We start from the raw sequence: 18,758 nt of genomic DNA, 5'->3' as shown, positions 1-18,758 counted from the left end.
AGCGGGGAATTAACGGGAGATCCTGCCGCTCTTTTTGTCCACAAAAACTACATAGACCTGACTTTTATCGGAAAGCCCCTTTACCCGGTAGACCACCTGGCCCTGCTTGCGGGTTTCAGAGACCGACAATATTTTGCCGCCGTAGCGCCGCTTCACCAGCGAAGCGGCCTTCTCCCGGGAAATACCCGAGTCCTGCACCCAGCGGAATTCATGCCGGTAGTTTTCCCTCTGCGGCGCCGGCCCTCCCTGCCAGGAGGCGGCACAAAGGCTCGGAAGCAGAGCGATTAGGAGAAGAAAATGCCGTTTAAAAGTGCGGCTCGATTTCACGGTGCGGCTCCTGTGGATGTCCTGGTTTTCCACCTTCAACTATCTTCGACCGCCTCCCGCCGACTTATGGCGCCGGCGAGACTGCGACACGAACCCGGATTCTATCGCCCGGATGGTAATCTGTACGAGTCAGATAAACCTGACCATTATACCGATAGCGCACATCGTATCCGACTAATTCTCGCTGTGAGCTGAACTCGTCGACAACCTGGCAACGGGATTCTGTGGCGTAATAGGTCGGAGCGTTGGAACGACTGATCTGGTTGCCAACCAAGGCACCTACCAGAGCCCCCGCGACAGTGGCCCCGGCCCGCTGGCCGCCATGGTGGTGATGATAACGACCGTGATGACCACCACGTCCCAGGCTGTTACCAACAGCGGCGCCGATCAGCCCACCGACCAGGGTACCCGCCGGGGAGGCCGGCTCGCGGTAAGCTACCTGCTCATCCCGACAGTAGGTACGTGGGGTCCGCACCTCGACATCGGTGTAAACGGGGGTAACCTCGGTGACACGGGCAAAATCGTAGCTGTCCGCACCATAGGGGTCTGAATAGCCCCGAGGGCCCGCTTTGGCGGTAGCACTCAAGGCCACCAGCGCGGCGACTGCCGCGCCGGCGATAAACTGCTTGAAGAGTTGCACAATCGATCTCCCGTTATTCATCAACGGGGGCCAGATTAGTCAAATCGATCTGAATAGACGCTGAATTACACCTGAGCTGGCGAAAAATATCAGGCCCGATCTTCGCTTTCACGCCTCCGCCGATGCTCTCTTCGCTCCCTGCGCTGTCCTTCCCGATGACTCCGGCCCTCCCGGCGGCTCCGCCTCTCCCGCTTGTCGGCCCTATCGCGCTTATCCTGCTTCCACTTTTCCCGCAGCTCCCTGCGCTGCTGTGGCGTCATCTGTCGAAAGCGCTTACGCGCCTCCCGGATACGCTGTCGCTCCTCCTCGGGCAAATCCATAAAACGGCGATAGGAATCCCGCAATTGGGCACGCCTCTCCCGGGGCATATCCTGCCAACGCTGATACTGCTGCCGCGCTTCTTGGCGCTGCTCGGGGTTCATTTCGCTCCAGCGCCTGGCACCTCGCAACAGCTGCTCGCGGCGGTCATCACTCAGCTGTGACCAGCGATCCTCAAAGTTGTGCAGCAGCTGCCGTTCGCTGTCACTGAGGCTTTGCCACTCTTGAGCCAAAGACACGCCTGCGAAGAGAGACAGATACACCACGGCCAACCAGCCACACAGCAAATGCCTTCGGTCACTCATCGCGCAGCTCCTCGCGGGTTTCTCTATCTCCAGCACCATGCCGATCTGTTACCGCCTCACTCTCCAGCTTGGGTAACAACATCTCCATTGCTTCTGATGCCTGTATATCTCCCTGCTCGTCCGCCCATTCCCCGACAAACATCAGGAAGTCCTCATCCAGGGGCTCCAGCTCTTCCGCTGGTAGCGGGGCACCGCATAAGAGCAGAATGAGACAGAGACCCCTACCGGCTTTTCTCTTGAGGAAAAGACCGCTCCCATCATTAAGAGGAGTGCCCATTCAATTCTTCCGCCAACCACTGGTAGAACTCCATATCCTCAACCATCTCAACATCCATTTCTTCATACAAAAGCCAATCAGAAGCGCTCAGTAACTCGGTGGTGGCCTGTTCATTGGGCGCCGGCCAGAGCAGCAGTAACAATAATGTTGCACAGGCGCCAGTGAATCCGACCCAGCCAGTCCAGTCTAGATAATACGTTTTCTTGTGTGCCAATGCGCGCTGTCTGGCACTGGCAAGCTGCACCAGGGTGTCCGCATCGATTTTGCTATCCCGGCGTGCAACCGCATCCCGAGCGGCTCTCTGTAATGCACCACTCTGCGCCGCTAAATCTTCTTGCTGTCGATTCATTGGACTGCCTCTAGTTCGAATGCCTCTAGTTCATATGCCTTTAGATGGGTACGCAAACTGCGCATGGCTCTTGATAAATGGGTCTTGACGCTGCCCTGGCTGCATGACATTGCGCGGGCAGTTTCGGCAACATCGAACTCCTCGACACAACGCAGCAGGAAGGCCTGCTGTTGGCGCAAAGGCAACCTGGTTACAGCGCTGTCGATAGCTTCCAGCAGGCGCTCACCAGCCAAAGCCTTATCTGGGGTGGGATTGTAACTATCGACCCACTCCAACGGAGCTGGGTCTGTTTCATCGGTATTTGCAGGTAGTTTTTCTCGTAACAACTGCCAGCGGGATAACTTATTGTTGCGCCTATGCCAATCGGTAATTCGATTGTTGAGAATGGTAAAAAACAGCGGTCGCCATTCGCTGCGATCGCGACCACTGTATTTCCTGACCAGCGCCAACATGGAATCCTGCACAATATCCAGCGCATCATCCCGATTGCCTACGGCGTAATTCGCCATGGTAAAGGCCCGCTTCTCCACCTGGGCCAGGAACTGATTCATAGAAGCCGGCTGAAGTCCTTGCGCACGGAATGCTCTTCCAGATTCTTTTTATGGTTTATGGAGCCCACCTAAAAGACTCCACTCGCACTCTTAGTTTTATCTGAATAACCAGTTCGCAAGGTCAGCCCTCTTTGCGCTTGCGGGTTTTAGCGCGCCGGTCCATATGGCGATCTACACGCTCTCCCTTTTTGTCCAGTCGATCATTAATTTTTACGCCCTTGTTATCCAGCCTTTCGTTGACACGTTCCCCTTTTTGGTCGAGGCGGTTATCGATGCGATCCCCTTTGCGGTCCAGTCGCTCGGCCAGCTTGTCATTGCCATTGGCAGCCGCCTGTTCAGATCTCTGGTCGAGACGCTCATTGATACGATCACCCTTGTTATCGAGGCGCTCCTCAATGCGGTCTCCCTTTTGATCCAATCTCGACTCTATACGATCGCCCTTCTGATCTAGACGATCCTCGACATGATCACCGTGATCGTGCCGCTCGCTCTCATCGCTCTGTGCATAAAGTGAATAAGGAAAAGCCAGGCCAATAGTCAGTAGTGAGAGTCCAATCAGCTTTTTCATAAATTGCTCCTTCATAAATCGCCTCGGTTCCATTCGAGGAGATCCAATAAGATTTAAATTGCACTGATTAAAACGCTCTGTTGGGCCAGCGGTTGACAGGATTCATTTATTTTTTTCAAATTTTTTCCACCGGCCGACAACTCTTACTAATCTCTCTACTGGTTATCCCTCTACGATCTCGGGACCGGGCATTTCATCCCCGAGCCAACGCTGGGTCAGGGTTCCCGCGGTCATAGCGCCGTTTACATTGAGCGCGGTACGCGCCATATCGATCAGCGGCTCTACAGAAATTAACAGGGCCGCGATGGTAACCGGTAGTCCCATTGCCGGTAGCACCACCAGTGCGGCAAAAGTTGCCCCACCACCCACGCCGGCAATACCAAAAGAACTGATGACTACCACAGCCAGCAGAGTGCCTAACCACATGGGGTCCCACACGTTGATCCCCAAAGGCACCGCTACCATCGTGGCGAGCATTGCAGGATAGATTCCCGCGCAGCCATTTTGACCGATGGTGGCACCGAAGGATGCGGAAAAGTTGGCGATGGCTGGTGAATTACGCAGCTCATCCACCTGTGTTTCCACATTGAGGGGGATAGTGGCCGCGCTGGAGCGGGAACTAAAGGCAAATACCAACACGGGCCAGACTTTAATGAAGTAATGCAGCGGATTCACGCCATTCACTAGCAGTAAAAGACCATGCACTAAAAACATCAGGCCAATCGCACAGAAAGAGGCCACGACAAAACCGAACAGGTTAGCAATGTCTGCCCAACTGGATTTAGCAATTAACCCCGCAACCAGTGCCATCACACCGTAGGGCGTGAAGGCCATCACCAGGCGCACCAGCTTCATAATCCAGACTTGAGCGACATGTACAAACCGCTCAATCGCAGCACCCTCCTTGGGAAATTCACGCCGCACAGCCAGGGCCGCCAGCCCCAGTAACACCGCAAAAATAACCACCGAAATCACAGAGGTGGAGCGGGCTCCAGTCAAATCCAGGAAAATATTGCGCGGAATAAAGGAGGTAATTATTTCAGGAATTGAGAGATCACTGACTCGCCCGATGCGCTCATTAAGCACTTCCACCCGCGCTGCTTCGCGGGAGCCCTCGACCAGCCCCGCGGCTGAGAGCCCAAACAAATCGGCCATAAAAACACCGATCAGGGCGGCAATTGCTGTTGTCCCGAGTAATACACCCAATACAGACACACTGATCTTACCCAGCGCCTGAGTGTCACTCACTTTTACCACGGCCACCAGAATAGAAGTAAGCACCAGTGGCATCACCAGCATATACAGCAGATTTACGTAGCTCTCGCCCAGCATTTCGATCCAGGGCAGAACCTCATCAGTGGTATTCCCCCAACTGCGCGCTAATTGCAATAACGCCCCAAAAACCACGCCTAGAAGCAACCCGACAAATACGCCCGGCGCCAGGGTATCCCTGCCGCGTTGCCAACGATGCAATCCGAACAAGAGAACCACGAAGCCAAAAAGCAGAACAAAAGCGCCGATATGCATGGTATGAAAATCCCACCCTGGGCAAACTAAAAAGTGGCGGCATGCTATCAGCGATAGGCTAGTGCCCTATAGTTACCTTGGTTATAGATACTTTGTTTATAGTTATATTGATTTGTTTTTTTAAATTATTATTTAAAAGCGCCCTTACTGTAGGGCCGCTCTAAGATCCTCTGCGGTCTGAGGCCCCACCAGTGTTTTTTGCCAGCGGCCATCCCGGCCAATTATGAAGGTAGTAGGCAGCACCTCTGGCCAGGGTTGGCCCCAGCGTCCTTCGGGCTCTTCGGTCAACAGGGGAAATTCTATACCCAGCTTCTGCGCCTGTTCGATAGCTGCGGGGGATGGCAAACCATCAAAGTTAACCCCCAACACGACGATGTCGCTATTGGTCTGTGCCAATTCATTGAGCACAGGCACTTCTTCACGACAGGGCTTACACCACTCGGCCCAGTAGTTAACCAATATTGTTTTTCCCTCAGTATTAACCGGTTCGCCACCGGTGGTATGCAAACGGCTTTCGTTGTCACAGCCGCTGATTGCGCTTGCCAAGGACAGAGAGATTGCCCCCAGTACCTTCTTCATTCTTTTTCTTATCAGCAACTGCAGCATCGTCTTCCCCCTCCGCTTCAACAATTTCATTTTCCATATTTTTTGAAGTTCCCGCCTCTTGCCCCGCCCCGCGGCTTTCGGCCTCCTCTTTTTCCAGAGCGTCGCTAAAGAGCGATCCAATCGTAATATCAAGCTGCTCTCTGGCGGAACCACGGGTATTGGCAAAGCGACTCTCCACCTCGCTGTACCATTCAAACCCTTTTAAATTGCCCGGGTTACCGCTGGGAATCCACTGGGGGCTCAACCAACCGGTCAGCTCCATCAGTGATACCGCGTTCAGATCCCGCAGTAAGACATAATCATTCCCGTCGGTCTGGGCGATCACCCGGTGCCCCTGTAAGACATCACGCAGTCGCCGCCACTGGCCAAATTTTATTCCCAATAAAGAGATATCCCGCTCACGCAGGGGTTTGCCACACCGCCCCCTTTTAAACATTTGCCAGAGGACAATCAGGATCGCCACTAAATCGGAGTGTCTGTGCCCCTGGGTCGCTGCTCGATATACCGACAGGGTGCGCACCAGCACACACCCCGCCAGCACCAGCATCCACATCATATAAATCCACAACAGAAACAAGGGCACAAAAGCAAAGGCACCATATATCGCCTGTACCGAACTACGCGCGACAATGGCCCCGAACAGGTATTTCATGATTTCAAAGGCGATGGAGGTCACCACCCCCCCTTCGATGCCATGGCGCAGGGGCACATAGCAATTGGGCACGGCGATAAATAGCAGGGTAAAAACGATACTGGTGAAAATAAAAGGCAGTACTCGCAGCACGACCGCCATCATGCCAATGCCCTCCTCTCCACCTAAAAATAATTTTTGCGAGAGTAGGAAGGTACTGGCGGCGAGCCCGGCCCCCAGCAGGATAGGCCCGAGGCTTAAAATGGCCCAGTACAATAGAAAACTCGAAACTCCGCTGCGCCCACGGGACACATCCCATATGGCGTTAAAGGTACCTTCAATACTGCGTAGCGTGAGCCCTGCAGTCACCGCCAGCATGGCGATACCCAAGCCGGTGAGTCTCTGCGCCTGGGCGGAAAAACTGCTGATATATTCCTGTACTTCACGCCCACTCTGCGGCACAAAGTGGGAGAACAACTGCTCCTGTAAGCGAGTCTGCAAGCCGGCGAAGTCCGGGAACAGCGACAGCATCGCATAGCTCACGGTCACCAATGGCACTATGGCGAACAGAGTCATATAAGTGAGCGCAGCCGCACTTTTCTGGCAGTCTTTCTCGACAAACAGAGTCCACAAGGAGGTGGCAAAACGCCGCCATTGAACGAGCCTATCTTTCACACTTGATTTCAATTTCATTCCCTGTGTGCGACCTCTAGCAAATGCGGTGAACACTCGACTTACGCCTTAGAATTCCATTACGGTATTCGGTTAGAATACGCCAAACAGTAACAGGATACCGACATAATGTGGACGATCTACCACAACCCGCGCTGCTCAAAATCCCGTCAAACCCTGCAACTCCTGCAGGATAACGGCGTGGAGCCGGAAGTGATTCTCTACCTGCAAAACCCGCCTTCGGCTGGTGATCTCAAACAGATCCTGCAGAAACTCGGTATGCCCGCACGGGACCTGTTGCGCACCGGTGAGGAACCCTACAAGCAACTCAACCTAAAAGACGAGGCGCTGAGCGAAGCGCAATTGATTGAGGCCATGGTAGAAAACCCCATCCTGATCCAGCGACCGATCGTGGTAAAAGGCGACAAAGCCACCATTGGCCGCCCACCGGAAAATGCGCTGGAGCTGCTTTAAATGGCACCCGATAGCGAAGCCTATGTGCTGATCCTCTATTACAGCCGCGGCGGCGCCACGGCGCGTATGGCCGCTGAGCTGGCGCGGGGCGTTGAAGCCAGCGGCATCGCCGCACGCCTGCGCACCGTTCCCACAGTCTCACCCGATACCCAAGCCAGCCTGGCGCCGGTGCCCAACGAGGGCGCACCCTATTGCACCCTCGAAGACCTGCGCCAGTGCGCCGGACTGCTCATGGGCAGCCCCACCCGCTTTGGCAATATGGCATCGCCACTGCGATATTTTCTCGATCAAACCAGCGATATCTGGCTGGAAGGTAGCCTCACCGGTAAACCCGCCGCTGTATTTACCGCCACCGGCAGCCTGCACGGCGGCCAGGAGACCACACTCACCTCAATGATGTTGCCGCTTCTGCACCACGGTATGTTGATCGCCGGTATTCCCTACTCAGAAGCTGCCTTAATGCGTACCAGCACCGGCGGCACTCCCTACGGCGCCTCCCATTGGAACAAAGGGCATACCAGCGACTTGAGTGAAGATGAGATCACCCTGTGCCGAGCGCTCGGTGCTCGCATCGGTCAACTGGCCCAAACCCTGAGCCCGGCGACTCAAGCTGCCAAATAGAGGATTCAGCGTGAACGACACTATTCAGCGCAAATTACATATTGCGCTCCGTATCAATTGGTTCTGCTATATCGCCCTATTGGTGCTAATTGCAGTTCGAAACCTGTTTATCGAGGGCGGCTCCCTCGCGCTTTGGCTGATCCAGACGGTACCGCTCTTGCTGGTGTTGCCAGGCCTGATCAAGCAGCGTTATCGCAGTTACCTTTGGCTCTGTTTTATTCTGCTGCTGTACATCACCACCAGTATTGTCGATGTAATGATGCCTACACGCGGTTGGCAGGATGGCGCAATGATGGTTTTGAGCCTTATCCTATTCTTTTCTGCAATGATGAGCAGTCGCTGGCATCGTATGCAGTAACTCCATTGGCGGAATTTCCGCCAATGGTTCCCGACACAAAGCGTGGAAATATAAGACTTCCACACGCTAAGGAGTTTTGAGGTTTGACTGATTCACCCCAGAAAAAAGGATTTGCCCGAGGCTTTTTAGCTGCGATTGGCGGCTCCATCACCTGGCTGAGGCGAGTATTCACCAACATCATCTTCCTGCTGATCCTGCTATTTCTCGGCATTGCCATTTTCAGCAAGGACGAGCGCTTGGTGGTGCCCCAGGGCGCGGCGCTGCGCGTAGCCCCCAGCGGTTTTCTTGTGGATGAGCTGACCCAGCCCGCCACCCTGCCGATTTTTCTAGGTGGCAACCGCGGGCCTTCCGAGGTGCGCGTCAAAGACCTGGTTGACGCTATCGACAACGCCGCCACAGACAAACGCATTTCCTCGCTAGTGCTGGAACTGGATCATATGGTGGGTGGCAGCCTCAGCAAACTGGATGAAATAGGTGCGGCACTGCAGCGCTTTAAAGCCGCCGATAAACCCATCTACGCGGTGGGCGACAACTACACCCAGCCCCAGTACTTCCTCGCCAGCCACGCCGACAAGGTATACCTGAATCCCATGGGCTCGGTCATGCTCACCGGCTTCGGCGTTTATCGCAACTATTACAAGAGCGCCCTGGATAAACTCAAGGTGAACTTCCACGTGTTCCGCGTGGGGGATTACAAGGACTTTATCGAGCCCTACACCCGCGACGATATGTCTCCCGCCTCGCGGGAAAACAACCAGCGCTGGTTGAATGAACTCTGGGGTGAATACAGCGAGCAGGTCACCGGGTTGCGCAATCTGCCCGCTGAGAGTATCGACCTGTTTATCAACGAACTGCCGCAGAAGCTGCAACAGCATCAGGGCAGTTGGGCCGAAGCCGCCCTGGCCAACAAGCTGGTAGACCAGCTCGCCAGTCGCATCGAGGCGATGAATGAGCTGAAAAAGGACATCGGTGAAGATGATAGCAAAGAGCGCGATTACAAGTTTATCGACGCCCTCGCCTACCTGCGCAGCCACAAACTCGCCGAAGCCGCCAAGCCCATCCGGGAATCCAAGAAAATCGGCCTGATCACCGCCAGTGGTTCCATAGTCGACGGCGAAGCTCCCGCTGGGCGTATCGGCAGTGAAAGTCTCGGCAAATTAATTCAGCGTGCGCGCGAAAAAGAAGTGGATGCCCTGGTACTGCGCATCGACAGCGGTGGCGGCTCCGCGTTTGCCTCCGAAGCCATTCGCCAGGAGCTGCTGGCTACTCGCGAAGCAAAAATCCCGGTGGTGATTTCCATGGGCAGCGTCGCCGCTTCCGGTGGCTACTGGATCGCCACGGCTGGTGACCGCATCTGGGCCTCGCCGGCCACACTCACCGGTTCTATTGGGGTTTTTGGCGCCTTCCCGACCTTTGAGAATTCCCTCGAGCATATTGGTATCTACACCGATGGTGTAGGCACCTCTGACCTGGCCGGCAGTATGCGCCTCGATCGCGCCCTGCCGCCAGCTGCGGCCAGTATTCTGCAGCAGGGGGTGGATAACACTTATGCGCGCTTCCTGCGCATTGTTTCCGAAGCTCGCGGCAGTACCCCCAAAGAGATACACAAAATAGCCCAGGGGCAGGTGTGGACCGGCCGCGCCGCGAAGAAGTTGGGATTGGTGGATGATCTCGGCAACCTCAGCGATGCCATCGCCGACGCCGCGCAGCTTGCTGAAATCGAAGAATACGACGTAGTAGAGATCCAGCGTGAACTGAGCCCCGGCGAAAAATTCCTGCGCGCCTTGAGCGATAATGTAGACGCGAAAATTGCCGCGAGCCTTGAAGCCAACCTGCCACTCGGCGCCTGGTTAAACAGCGTACAGCCGGTGTTGGCACCAATCGGCGAGCTGCAGAGCTATCGCGACCCCCGCGCCCTCTACGTGCGTTGCCTGCCCTGCCAGGCACCTTAAAGCGTCTCACACTTTCACCACAAACTCCGCCGCCGGCTCAATGCCGGCGCGGACGTCCGTAAAGCCCGCGCAATTCTTCCTTGGCCTTTTCCAGTAGTCGCCGCCTTTTCGCAGGCAGCCTCTCTCCCGCCCGGTTGATATAGAACGTCAACATAGACATGGCAGAGCGATAAGGGTCGGACTTGCGCCGCTGGCTGGATTCTGCAGCGGCTTTCAATCCCCGTGCGATCGCTTTCGGGTCCTCCAGGCTAAAGAGGCCCTCACTCAAATCCAGGGCACGACTGTGGCGCGTGACCTCTTCCGACCAATTGGCCTTTTTCACGGGACTCACCGACACCTCCACTCATTGACTGACCCACCTAACTATATGGTGGCGATGTGTGGGTTGGTCGCACAAGCAATTCAGACTTCGCTGTCAGTGATTTTGACCCGGCGCAGGGCACCACTTAAAGCCACCAGAGCAAAGGCGAGCAGACTTAAAATTCCCGCCCACAGCAAGGTGGTCAGGGGGGCGGCGTATTCACTCAAGACGCCAGCGGCCAATGCTCCAAGGGCAGCGGAGCCAAACAGGGCAAACTGGTAAATGGAGATAATGCGGCTGCGGTATTCCGCCGGGGCGAGTAACTGTACTATGCCGCGACCGAGGCCAGCGGAAGCCGCCGCCACCGCCCCCCAGCAAAGACACAGCAGGATCAGGCCTAGCTTCGTAGGACCGAGACTGATGGCAATCAACAGCGCCGCACTGTAGAGCAGGCACATAAGAATACCGCGCCCAGGTTCAGCCCCCTGGCCGCGACGCAGCATAGTCACCGTGGCGATGACGGTACCGGCTACGAAGGCCAGTTGCAGCGTGGCGTAATAACCGGCGCCGCGACCGTAGTCCTCCGCCAACAGCGGCAGCACCACCAAAAAGACACCGATGTGCACAAATCCGTTAAAGGCCATCAACGCAGTCAATTCGCGCAGTACCGGGTGCCGCCAGGCCTGGGATAAGCCATCGAGAATCAGGCTGTGAGTGATTTTTTCCTTAGTCATGCGGTTGGCCCCACCCGCGCGCAGACTAATCAAGGCTGTAGCCGCCAACAGCAGTACCCCTATCTGCACTAACAGCAAGGCTTGCAGCCCCCAGTGTTCGAAGCGGCTCGCCAGCAACATCCCCACAGCCTGACCACCGTATTGGGCCAACATCATCCAGGTCACCGTTTTCTGCACCCGCCGCTCGGAGGTTTGCCCACCGCCTTGGCGTGCACTGCGCTGTACCAGATTGTCCCGCGCCGGTTGCAGGAAAGCGCTGCAAATCCCCAGGCAAATACCGTAGAGCATCAAAACCGGCAGGGAGATCACGGACAGGAGGTAAACCAGCAGCAGACTTGTGTGGCAGAGGGCCAAACCAATGCAGGCCAGTGCGGAGACCGCTGCCGGATCACGGCGGTCTGCCAGGGCACCGCCGAACAGCAGGAACACCAGATTGGGCAAAAGCACTGAAGCCTGCACCCAGCCCAGCTGTAGAGCCGGCAAATCCACCACGGTGAGCGCAATCCAGGGCAGGAGGATCACCTGCAGCCCGGTTGCCAGGGAAGTGCCGCTGTAACCCAGCAGAAATTTTTGCAGCCTGTGAGGCATCTTGCGCGATAGACCTTCCAAGGGTTAGTGACCAGCCTGCTGGCTTTTATTTGTCGGAACTCTTATCGGAACTCTTAAAGGGAGCCTCAAGCGCCAACGCAGCAGACGGCGCAGCTCCATTAAAGCCTCTTTATCCCCACCATAGGCTGCGCGCTCAAAGGCGTCCGTCACCTGCCCGGCAAACTCTGCCAGCTGGGGTTTCTGCTCGGCGATGCGCCCGGCGAAATCCCGGGGCGCCTCACCGGGGCGGCGAGTGATACCGGCTCTGGCCATACGCTTGCAGAAGACTGCGTAGAGACGCTCCGCGGCGGGCCGCTTGCGCCCCCGGCCGGTCAGGCGAGTCCATAGGAGAATGCCAAATAATACGACAGCCACCGGAGTAGCAAAAAACAGTGCCATACGCATGGGAGAAAGATCACCGAGCAATCTTTGCAAAGTATCCCGCTGCTTTTCACTATCAAAACTCACTACCGTCTGATACCAGCGGTAATTGATCATGTCCCACTGCAAGCGCAGCTTCACCAGGATATCGAAGCGGTGCACCGGCAGCAGCGAGTCCTGCATAAACTCCTCGCCGGCGGCACTTTCAAGACCATCCCGAACCCGCTCCGGGGAGACGGCAGCCGTGGGGTCCACCCGCTGCCAGCCGCGGCCATCGAGCCAGATCTCGGCCCAGGCATGGGCATCGTACTCGCGCACCAACAGGTACTTCTCACCACTCACCCACTCGCCACCCTGGTAGCCCGCTACCACCCGCGCAGGTACACCGGCGGCACGCATGGCAAACACATAGCTGCCGGCAAAGTGTTCACAGAAACCCTTCTGGCTGTCGAATAAGAACTCGTCCACGCTGTCACTGCCCAGTGCCGGTGGACGCAAGGTATAGGTAAATTCGCGGTTGTAGAGCGCCAGTAGCTGTGACGAAATCTCTTCAGCCCCCAATCCCCGGCGGCGCAGGCGCTCGGCCCACTCGCGGGTGCGCTGGTTCCCATTGGCCGGCAGCTGCAGATTGCGGCGGCGCTCAGCGCTATTCAGTGGCGAGGGAATAGCCTGGGGGTCTCGGGGCCAGGAGCGCACCTCATAGGCAAAGCGACTATACACCGGCGAGCGCTTTACCAGGCGGTCATCCGCGGTTTCCCCGACACCGGGGCTATCCGAAGCGGGCCTTGCCAGGGCAAATAACCATGGGCTGCGGCTCGCCTCCTGAATCACCTGGTAGCGGTAACGTGGGCCGATTTGTGGCAGCGGGCGCTCGCCACTATTCCAGTACACCTGACCACCATTGCGCGGGTCCACGCCCAATCCCTGACGCCAGGTACGCCCATCGAACTCGGAGTACACCAGCCCTCGCCAGTAACGCTGCTCTGGCGGCGGTACGGGTCCATCAAAGGAAATACGCAGTACCGGCTTGGCGGATTTGGACAGGCGGGTGAAATCACCCGGCGCCATGGAGTCACTCACACCGGTGCGGCCGGCAGAGGTATCTTGGGGCACATTCCACAAAGGGCCCAGGCGCGGCATCACCACAAACAGCAGCAGCATCAGCGGTGTGGCTTGCGCCATTAATCGCAGGGAGAGCCCCAGGGCCCGGCGCGGCCGCGCACTGAAGCTTCCCAGCTGTGCCGCCAGTGCAGCGGTAATCACCAGGGTAGCGATCAAACCGTAGAGAGCATAGGGAATCGATTGTTCGCGCACGAACAGGGTCGCAGCAACAAAATAGGCCAGCAACAAACTGACAAAGGCATCGCGGCGGCTCACCAGCTCCAGGTTTTTCAGGGTAAAGGACAACGCTAATAAAGCCACCATCGGCTTCAGCGCAAACCAGCGCTGGTAGGATTGCGCCAAACCCGCCACCGTTAGTGCGATCACCAAAAGTTTGAGGGCGCGCCCCGGCAGATCACGGCGCCCACGAAAGACCTCCAAGCGCCAATAGACTGCAAACGCCCAGGCAAAACCAATCCACAGTGGCAATTCGCTCAGCTGTGGCAGCAGGGCGACAAACTGCGCGGCGAAAATCCACAACAGGCTTTCGCGGGGCAATAGATCCCGGTTGTTCGCCATCAGCCACCCCACTTTGGAAAGAGGGCCAGCGCCGCCAGCACTCGCTGCTGGTGCTCGGTGCCGAGAGAGGGCGGCAAAGTAGTGCCGGGGATGCTCAGGCCATAGGCAACGCCCTGCTTCTCCGCCTGTAAGACCCAATCACACAGGTTGCTCAGGCGGGTCTCTACATCGCGCCCATCCAACAACTCCCAATCGAGCCACAATCGAGTATCCGTACGACTCTCATACTCCTTGCTATAGAGATCGCGACCGGCGGCATATTGTTTCCAGGCCAGATGGCGCAGAGAGTCACCAGGCTGGTAGGGTTTGAGGGAAGCATAATCATCCCCGCCGCGACGTACCTGGCCGGATGTACCCTCTACTAAGGCTTCTCCCAACGGCAGGGGCCCGGCGGCGAGCGGTCGCGGATACACCAGGAATTCCACATCCAGATCGATACGGCTCCAGCAGCGAAACAGTCCCAGCGGAAAGCGGCTCTCAACTCTTAATCGCGGCGCCTGAATTCGCCCCCGCTGCAGGGCTGGCAGCGCAATGCGGAAGTCCGCCGTGGACTCCTCACAGAGATCCACATAGGCGCCCTCCTCCGGTGGCCAACAAATTTGTATCCACTCCCGTTGGCGTTTGTCCGCTCGACTCAGGTTGATCTGTGCCTCGGCAAAGTCCCCGGCAAAAGCCGTTTCAGTGCCCAGTAATTGCAGGCGCAGGCCGCTCAGGTTGGCGAAGGTATGCACCGGTAAGATAACGAAGACACTGATCAGTAGAAAGGTCAGGGCAAAAACCAGATTGTTCTCGTAATTGGTGGCCAGTAACCAGAGTAAAGCGGTTACCAGTAGGTAACCGAGCCCCGCGCGGGTAGGCAGAATAAATAGGCGGCTGTGATTTAGGGTGATCTCCCGTGAGCGGGGCGCGCGCCGGCTGAGCCAGCGCTCACCCAGCCTGCGAAAAAAATTGCGCGAGCTTTTCGAGGTTGTCGAGCCTGTAATGGAAGCCTGCCGGGGAAAATCGCGGTTCACACTCATCTGCTTAGGCCGCGATAATATCCACCTGGCGCATAAGGCGCTCCACCAACTGATCGCCATTGCCGCCATCACTCTGCAAGCGGTGCCCGGCCACCGAGGGCAGCACCGCCTGGATATCCTCCGGCAGGACATGGCCGCGATTGTGAATCAGCGCCCAGGCCTTGGCGGCACGCAGTAACGCCAGGGCCCCTCGGGGCGATAAACCCACGGCACAATCCGGGCTCTGGCGGGTGTGCAGCACCAGGCGCTCTAAATAATCGAGCAGGCTGTCTGAGGCCTTCACCTGTCCCACCAGGCTTTGCATTTTTTTCAAGGTGGCGAGGTCAATACGCGGCTTTAGCTTGGCCAGCTGTTGGCGGGGGTCAGCCCCTAAAAACAGCGCCCGCTCGGCTTCGCGAGTGGGATAGCCGAGGCTGATGCGCATCAGGAATCGGTCCAGTTGCGACTCCGGCAGGGCAAAAGTACCGGACTGCTGCAACGGGTTCTGGGTGGCAATCACAAAGAAAGGCTGTGGCAGCGCGCGGGTTTCGCCGTCCACGCTGACCTGGCGCTCCTCCATTGCCTCTAACAGGGCACTCTGTGTTTTGGGGGAGGAGCGGTTAATCTCATCAGCCAGTAATACCTGGCTAAAAACCGGTCCCTCATGAAAATGAAACTGGCCAGATTCCCGCTCAAAAATCGATACACCGAGAATATCCGCCGGCAGCATATCGCTGGTAAATTGCACCCGTTTATAGGAGAGGCCGAACACCTGGGCCAAAGCATGGGCCAGGGTGGTCTTGCCCATTCCGGGCAGGTCTTCAATCAACAGGTGGCCTTTAGACAAAAGGCAGGCCAAGGCCAGCTTCACCTGGCGCTCTTTTCCCAGCAAAACACTGCCAATATCGGAAACGATGGCGGAAACTATTTTTTGCACGGCAAATCCATTACTGCTCATTTTTTCTCAGGCCAAGAGAGGCCCGGTGTAAGCGCCCGCCAACGCTGTGCGGCAGGCGCCATGGTGCCAAGTCCGGATAAAAGCGGATTTGGTACCCGCTATTAATCATAGGAAGTCAGGGACCGATCCGGCCCAATCAAGGCCCGGCGACACGCTTATAACAGGGACAGGCCCCGCATCAGATCGCGCTTCAGATCCTCGGCATTTTCCAGACCCACAGAAATACGAATCAGGTTTTCGGTGATACCGGCGCGGGCTTTGTCCTCATCACTGAGACGCCCGTGGGTGGTAGTAGCCGGGTGTACGATAGTGCTCTTGGCATCGCCGAGATTGGCCGTGCAAGACAGAATTTTACAGCTGTCGATCACCTTCCAGGCTTCCTCGCGGCCACCGCGCACGGTAAAACTCAACACCGCCCCGAAGGCGTCCTGTTGTTCGCGGGCCAAGCGATGCTGGGGGTGTTTGGGCAAGCCGGTGTAGTTGACCTTCTCCACCATCTCCTGCTCATCGAGCCACCAGGCCAAATCCAGGGCATTGGTGCAGTGGGCCTGCATACGTAGCTTGAGCGTCTCCAACCCCTTGAGGAAAACCCAGGCATTAAACGGACTCATGCTGGGGCCAGCGGTACGCAGGAATACCACCAGCTCATCCATGATCTCCTTGCGACCCACGGCGACACCGCCCAGGGCGCGACCCTGGCCATCGAGGAATTTAGTGGCGGAGTGCACCACAATATCAGCGCCGAGTGCCAGCGGGCGCTGTAGCGCCGGCGTGCAGAAACAGTTATCCACCACCAGCAGGGCACCGGCACTGTGGGCAATTTCCGCCAAGGCACGGATGTCCGCCACTTCACACAGGGGGTTGGAGGGGGTTTCCATAAACAACAGCTTGGTGGAGCCATCCACCGCCTGCTTCCAGGAGTCCATATCGGTGAGATCCACATAGCTCACACGCACGCCGAACTTTTCCATATAGCGTCCGAACAGCGCGGTAGTCGTGCCGAACACGCTGCGGGAACAGATCACCCGGTCGCCACTTTTCAACAAGGACATACAAATACTGAGGATCGCGGCCATACCGCTGGCCGTGGCTACCGCAGCCTCGCCACCTTCCAGCGCGGCGATGCGCTGTTCGAACATTCGAACGGTGGGGTTGGTATAGCGGGAATAGACGTTGCCGGCACTCTCGCCGGTAAAGCGCGCAGCAGCTTCCGCGGCAGAGGGAAATACGTAACTGGAGGTGAGATAGAGGGCTTCGGAGTGCTCGCCCTCTTCCGAGCGGACCTGCCCGGCGCGAACGGCCAGGGTTTCCAGAGCGTAACCGTCGTCTTCAAACATATACCGCTTCCTGGTCAGTATTTTTGGAAGCGGTCATATTAACCGAAACGGCCGTGCATGGCGCCCTCTTCTGCCGTGAACAGAGCGCCGCCGGAGATAACTTACAGAGCGCTGGTATCGGTCTTCTTGTGCTTGGCTTCGTCGTTGCGCGCCGCGTGAAGACTATCGAGGTAATCTTCATCCACATCGCCGGTAATATAGTTACCGTCGAAAACGGAGCAGTCGAACTGATCGATTTTCTGCTTGCCGCCGCTGGAACTCACCACCAAGTCTTCCAGGTCCTGGTAGATCAACCAGTCTGCACCGATCTCTTTACAGATCTCTTCAGTAGTGCGGTTGTGCGCCACTAGCTCACTGGCAGACGGCATATCAATGCCATACACGTTCGGGTACTTCACGGCTGGTGCCGCGCTGGCGAAATACACTTTTGCGGCACCCGCATCGCGGGCCATCTGGATGATCTGCTTACAAGTGGTACCACGCACAATAGAGTCATCCACTAACAAGACATTCTTGCCGCGGAATTCCAGTTCGATGGCATTCAGCTTCTGGCGCACAGATTTCTTGCGCTGCTTCTGCCCCGGCATGATGAAGGTTCGGCCGATATAGCGGTTCTTCACCATGCCCTCACGGAATTTCACCCCCAGGCGGTGTGCCACGGTCTGGCCAGCGGTGCGGGCGGAATCGGGGATGGGAATCACCACATCGATATCGTGGTCCGGGCGCAGGCGCAGGATCTTGTCTGCCAGGTGCTCACCCTGGCGCAGACGCGCCTTGTGTACGGAAACGCCATCCATAATGGAGTCCGGGCGGGCGAAATACACATGCTCGAAAATGCAGGGGGTGAGGGTCGGGTTCTCTGCGCACTGCTCGGAGTGCACCGTGCCATCCAGTTCGATATACAGGGCTTCACCGGGGGCCACATCACGTACCAGGGTGTAGCCCAGCACATCCAGGGCAACAGACTCAGAGGCCACCATATACTCGGTGCCTTTGTCGGTCTCGCGCTTGCCGTAGACCAGCGGGCGAATACCGTTGGGGTCGCGGAAGGCGACGATGCCGTAACCCACAATCAGGGCCACACAAGCGTAGGCGCCGCGCACACGTTTATGCACACCGCGCATAGCGGTGAAGATATCCTCAGCCTTGGGGTGCAGCTTGCGCAGCTTGTGCAGCTCATGGGCAAATACGTTGAGCAGCACTTCGGAATCGGAATCGGTGTTGATATGGCGTAGATCCTGCTGGAAGATCTCCTCCACCACATCCCCCACATTGGTGAGGTTGCCATTGTGTGCCATGGCAATACCGTAGGGAGAGTTCACATAGAACGGCTGCGCCAGGGCGGGGCCGGAGCTACCCGCGGTGGGATAGCGTACATGACCGATACCAAAGTTACCTTTCAGGCGCTCCATGTGGCGCGCGCGAAACACATCGCGCACCAGGCCATTGGCTTTTTGCTGGTTCAGGCGATCATCGTCACAGGTTACGATGCCCGCAGCATCCTGTCCCCTGTGTTGCAACAGAGTGAGCGCATCATAGAGCTGCAGATTGACATCACTCTTACCGACGATACCGACGATACCACACATATATTTGACCCTATTG

General features: G+C 57.0%; 21 protein-coding genes. 4 read left to right on the top strand and 17 right to left on the bottom strand.

The window, feature by feature from the left end; translation table 11 throughout:
* Nucleotides 1-9 precede the first annotated feature (9 nt).
* The 10 genes from ACXAFI_RS05010 to ACXAFI_RS04965 all read right to left on the bottom strand — a co-directional run bounded on the left by ACXAFI_RS05010 (nucleotide 10) and on the right by ACXAFI_RS04965 (nucleotide 6,774).
* A complete protein-coding gene (locus tag ACXAFI_RS05010) occupies nucleotides 10-327 on the bottom strand; it encodes a PepSY domain-containing protein (protein WP_444919572.1) in 318 nt (105 codons plus the stop codon).
* Nucleotides 328-391: 64 nt separating this feature from the next.
* A complete protein-coding gene (locus ACXAFI_RS05005) occupies nucleotides 392-967 on the bottom strand; it encodes a glycine zipper 2TM domain-containing protein (protein WP_444919573.1) in 576 nt (191 codons plus the stop codon).
* Between the two features lie 89 nt (nucleotides 968-1,056).
* On the bottom strand, nucleotides 1,057-1,590 hold the full coding sequence (locus ACXAFI_RS05000) for a DUF3106 domain-containing protein (protein WP_475107910.1): 534 nt from the start codon (nucleotides 1,588-1,590) through the stop codon (nucleotides 1,057-1,059).
* Nucleotides 1,583-1,867: a hypothetical protein gene (locus ACXAFI_RS04995; protein WP_475107909.1), complete on the bottom strand. Its 285-nt coding sequence runs from the start codon at nucleotides 1,865-1,867 to the stop codon at nucleotides 1,583-1,585. The genes ACXAFI_RS05000 and ACXAFI_RS04995 overlap by 8 nt, the downstream gene beginning before the upstream one ends.
* A complete protein-coding gene (locus ACXAFI_RS04990) occupies nucleotides 1,851-2,216 on the bottom strand; it encodes a hypothetical protein (protein ID WP_475107908.1) in 366 nt (121 codons plus the stop codon). The genes ACXAFI_RS04995 and ACXAFI_RS04990 overlap by 17 nt, the downstream gene beginning before the upstream one ends.
* Nucleotides 2,213-2,767, bottom strand: a complete 555-nt coding sequence (locus ACXAFI_RS04985; RefSeq protein WP_475107907.1) for an RNA polymerase sigma factor — start codon at nucleotides 2,765-2,767, stop codon at nucleotides 2,213-2,215. Before ACXAFI_RS04985 ends, ACXAFI_RS04990 begins: the two co-directional genes overlap by 4 nt.
* A gap of 121 nt (nucleotides 2,768-2,888) precedes the next feature.
* Nucleotides 2,889-3,335 carry a hypothetical protein gene (locus ACXAFI_RS04980; protein ID WP_475107906.1) on the bottom strand — a complete coding sequence of 149 codons (447 nt, stop codon included), beginning with the start codon at nucleotides 3,333-3,335 and terminating at the stop codon, nucleotides 2,889-2,891.
* Between the two features lie 162 nt (nucleotides 3,336-3,497).
* Nucleotides 3,498-4,862 (bottom strand): L-cystine transporter, encoded by a 1,365-nt coding sequence (locus ACXAFI_RS04975; RefSeq protein WP_475107905.1) that lies wholly within the window; start codon nucleotides 4,860-4,862, stop codon nucleotides 3,498-3,500.
* Between the two features lie 144 nt (nucleotides 4,863-5,006).
* Nucleotides 5,007-5,441 carry a TlpA family protein disulfide reductase gene (locus tag ACXAFI_RS04970; RefSeq protein ID WP_475107904.1) on the bottom strand — a complete coding sequence of 145 codons (435 nt, stop codon included), beginning with the start codon at nucleotides 5,439-5,441 and terminating at the stop codon, nucleotides 5,007-5,009.
* A complete protein-coding gene (locus ACXAFI_RS04965; protein WP_475107903.1) occupies nucleotides 5,383-6,774 on the bottom strand; it encodes a YihY family inner membrane protein in 1,392 nt (463 codons plus the stop codon). Before ACXAFI_RS04965 ends, ACXAFI_RS04970 begins: the two co-directional genes overlap by 59 nt.
* A gap of 126 nt (nucleotides 6,775-6,900) precedes the next feature.
* Here ACXAFI_RS04965 and arsC point away from each other — a divergent pair, with 126 nt between their 5' ends.
* The 4 genes from arsC to sppA all read left to right on the top strand — a co-directional run bounded on the left by arsC (nucleotide 6,901) and on the right by sppA (nucleotide 10,176).
* Complete coding sequence (gene arsC, locus ACXAFI_RS04960) at nucleotides 6,901-7,245, top strand: arsenate reductase (glutaredoxin) (protein WP_475107902.1); 345 nt, start codon at nucleotides 6,901-6,903, stop codon at nucleotides 7,243-7,245.
* On the top strand, nucleotides 7,246-7,866 hold the full coding sequence (gene wrbA / locus ACXAFI_RS04955) for an NAD(P)H:quinone oxidoreductase (protein WP_444919583.1): 621 nt from the start codon (nucleotides 7,246-7,248) through the stop codon (nucleotides 7,864-7,866).
* A 10-nt stretch (nucleotides 7,867-7,876) separates the two neighbouring features.
* Complete coding sequence (locus ACXAFI_RS04950) at nucleotides 7,877-8,224, top strand: DUF2069 domain-containing protein (protein WP_475107901.1); 348 nt, start codon at nucleotides 7,877-7,879, stop codon at nucleotides 8,222-8,224.
* Between the two features lie 83 nt (nucleotides 8,225-8,307).
* A complete protein-coding gene (gene sppA, locus ACXAFI_RS04945) occupies nucleotides 8,308-10,176 on the top strand; it encodes a signal peptide peptidase SppA (protein ID WP_475107900.1) in 1,869 nt (622 codons plus the stop codon).
* 37 nt (nucleotides 10,177-10,213) lie between these two features.
* On the opposite strand, the gene ACXAFI_RS04940 is transcribed toward sppA, so the two are convergent.
* From ACXAFI_RS04940 to purF, 7 genes are all read right to left on the bottom strand, one after another.
* Nucleotides 10,214-10,507 carry a DUF3175 domain-containing protein gene (locus ACXAFI_RS04940; RefSeq protein WP_475107899.1) on the bottom strand — a complete coding sequence of 98 codons (294 nt, stop codon included), beginning with the start codon at nucleotides 10,505-10,507 and terminating at the stop codon, nucleotides 10,214-10,216.
* A 71-nt stretch (nucleotides 10,508-10,578) separates the two neighbouring features.
* The gene (locus ACXAFI_RS04935) at nucleotides 10,579-11,799 is read right to left on the bottom strand and encodes an MFS transporter (protein WP_475107898.1); all 1,221 of its coding nucleotides are present in this window, start codon (nucleotides 11,797-11,799) and stop codon (nucleotides 10,579-10,581) included.
* A gap of 24 nt (nucleotides 11,800-11,823) precedes the next feature.
* A complete protein-coding gene (locus ACXAFI_RS04930) occupies nucleotides 11,824-13,860 on the bottom strand; it encodes a transglutaminase TgpA family protein (RefSeq protein ID WP_475107897.1) in 2,037 nt (678 codons plus the stop codon).
* Entirely contained in the window at nucleotides 13,860-14,873 is a 1,014-nt protein-coding gene (locus ACXAFI_RS04925; protein ID WP_475107896.1) for a DUF58 domain-containing protein, read from the bottom strand. The genes ACXAFI_RS04930 and ACXAFI_RS04925 overlap by 1 nt, the downstream gene beginning before the upstream one ends.
* A 10-nt stretch (nucleotides 14,874-14,883) precedes the next feature.
* Nucleotides 14,884-15,795, bottom strand: coding sequence for an AAA family ATPase (locus ACXAFI_RS04920; protein WP_444922628.1), 912 nt, complete (start codon nucleotides 15,793-15,795; stop codon nucleotides 14,884-14,886).
* Nucleotides 15,796-15,971: 176 nt separating this feature from the next.
* Nucleotides 15,972-17,153 (bottom strand): O-succinylhomoserine sulfhydrylase, encoded by a 1,182-nt coding sequence (locus ACXAFI_RS04915; protein WP_475107895.1) that lies wholly within the window; start codon nucleotides 17,151-17,153, stop codon nucleotides 15,972-15,974.
* Nucleotides 17,154-17,254: 101 nt separating this feature from the next.
* A complete protein-coding gene (purF, locus tag ACXAFI_RS04910; protein ID WP_475107894.1) occupies nucleotides 17,255-18,742 on the bottom strand; it encodes an amidophosphoribosyltransferase in 1,488 nt (495 codons plus the stop codon).
* Between the last annotated feature and the right edge of the window lie 16 nt (nucleotides 18,743-18,758).

The sequence above is a fragment of the Microbulbifer sp. ABH2_005 genome, assembly GCF_056160005.1.
Note: the sequence above shows the minus strand (reverse complement) of the source record. Positions and strands in the feature narration are given on the sequence as shown.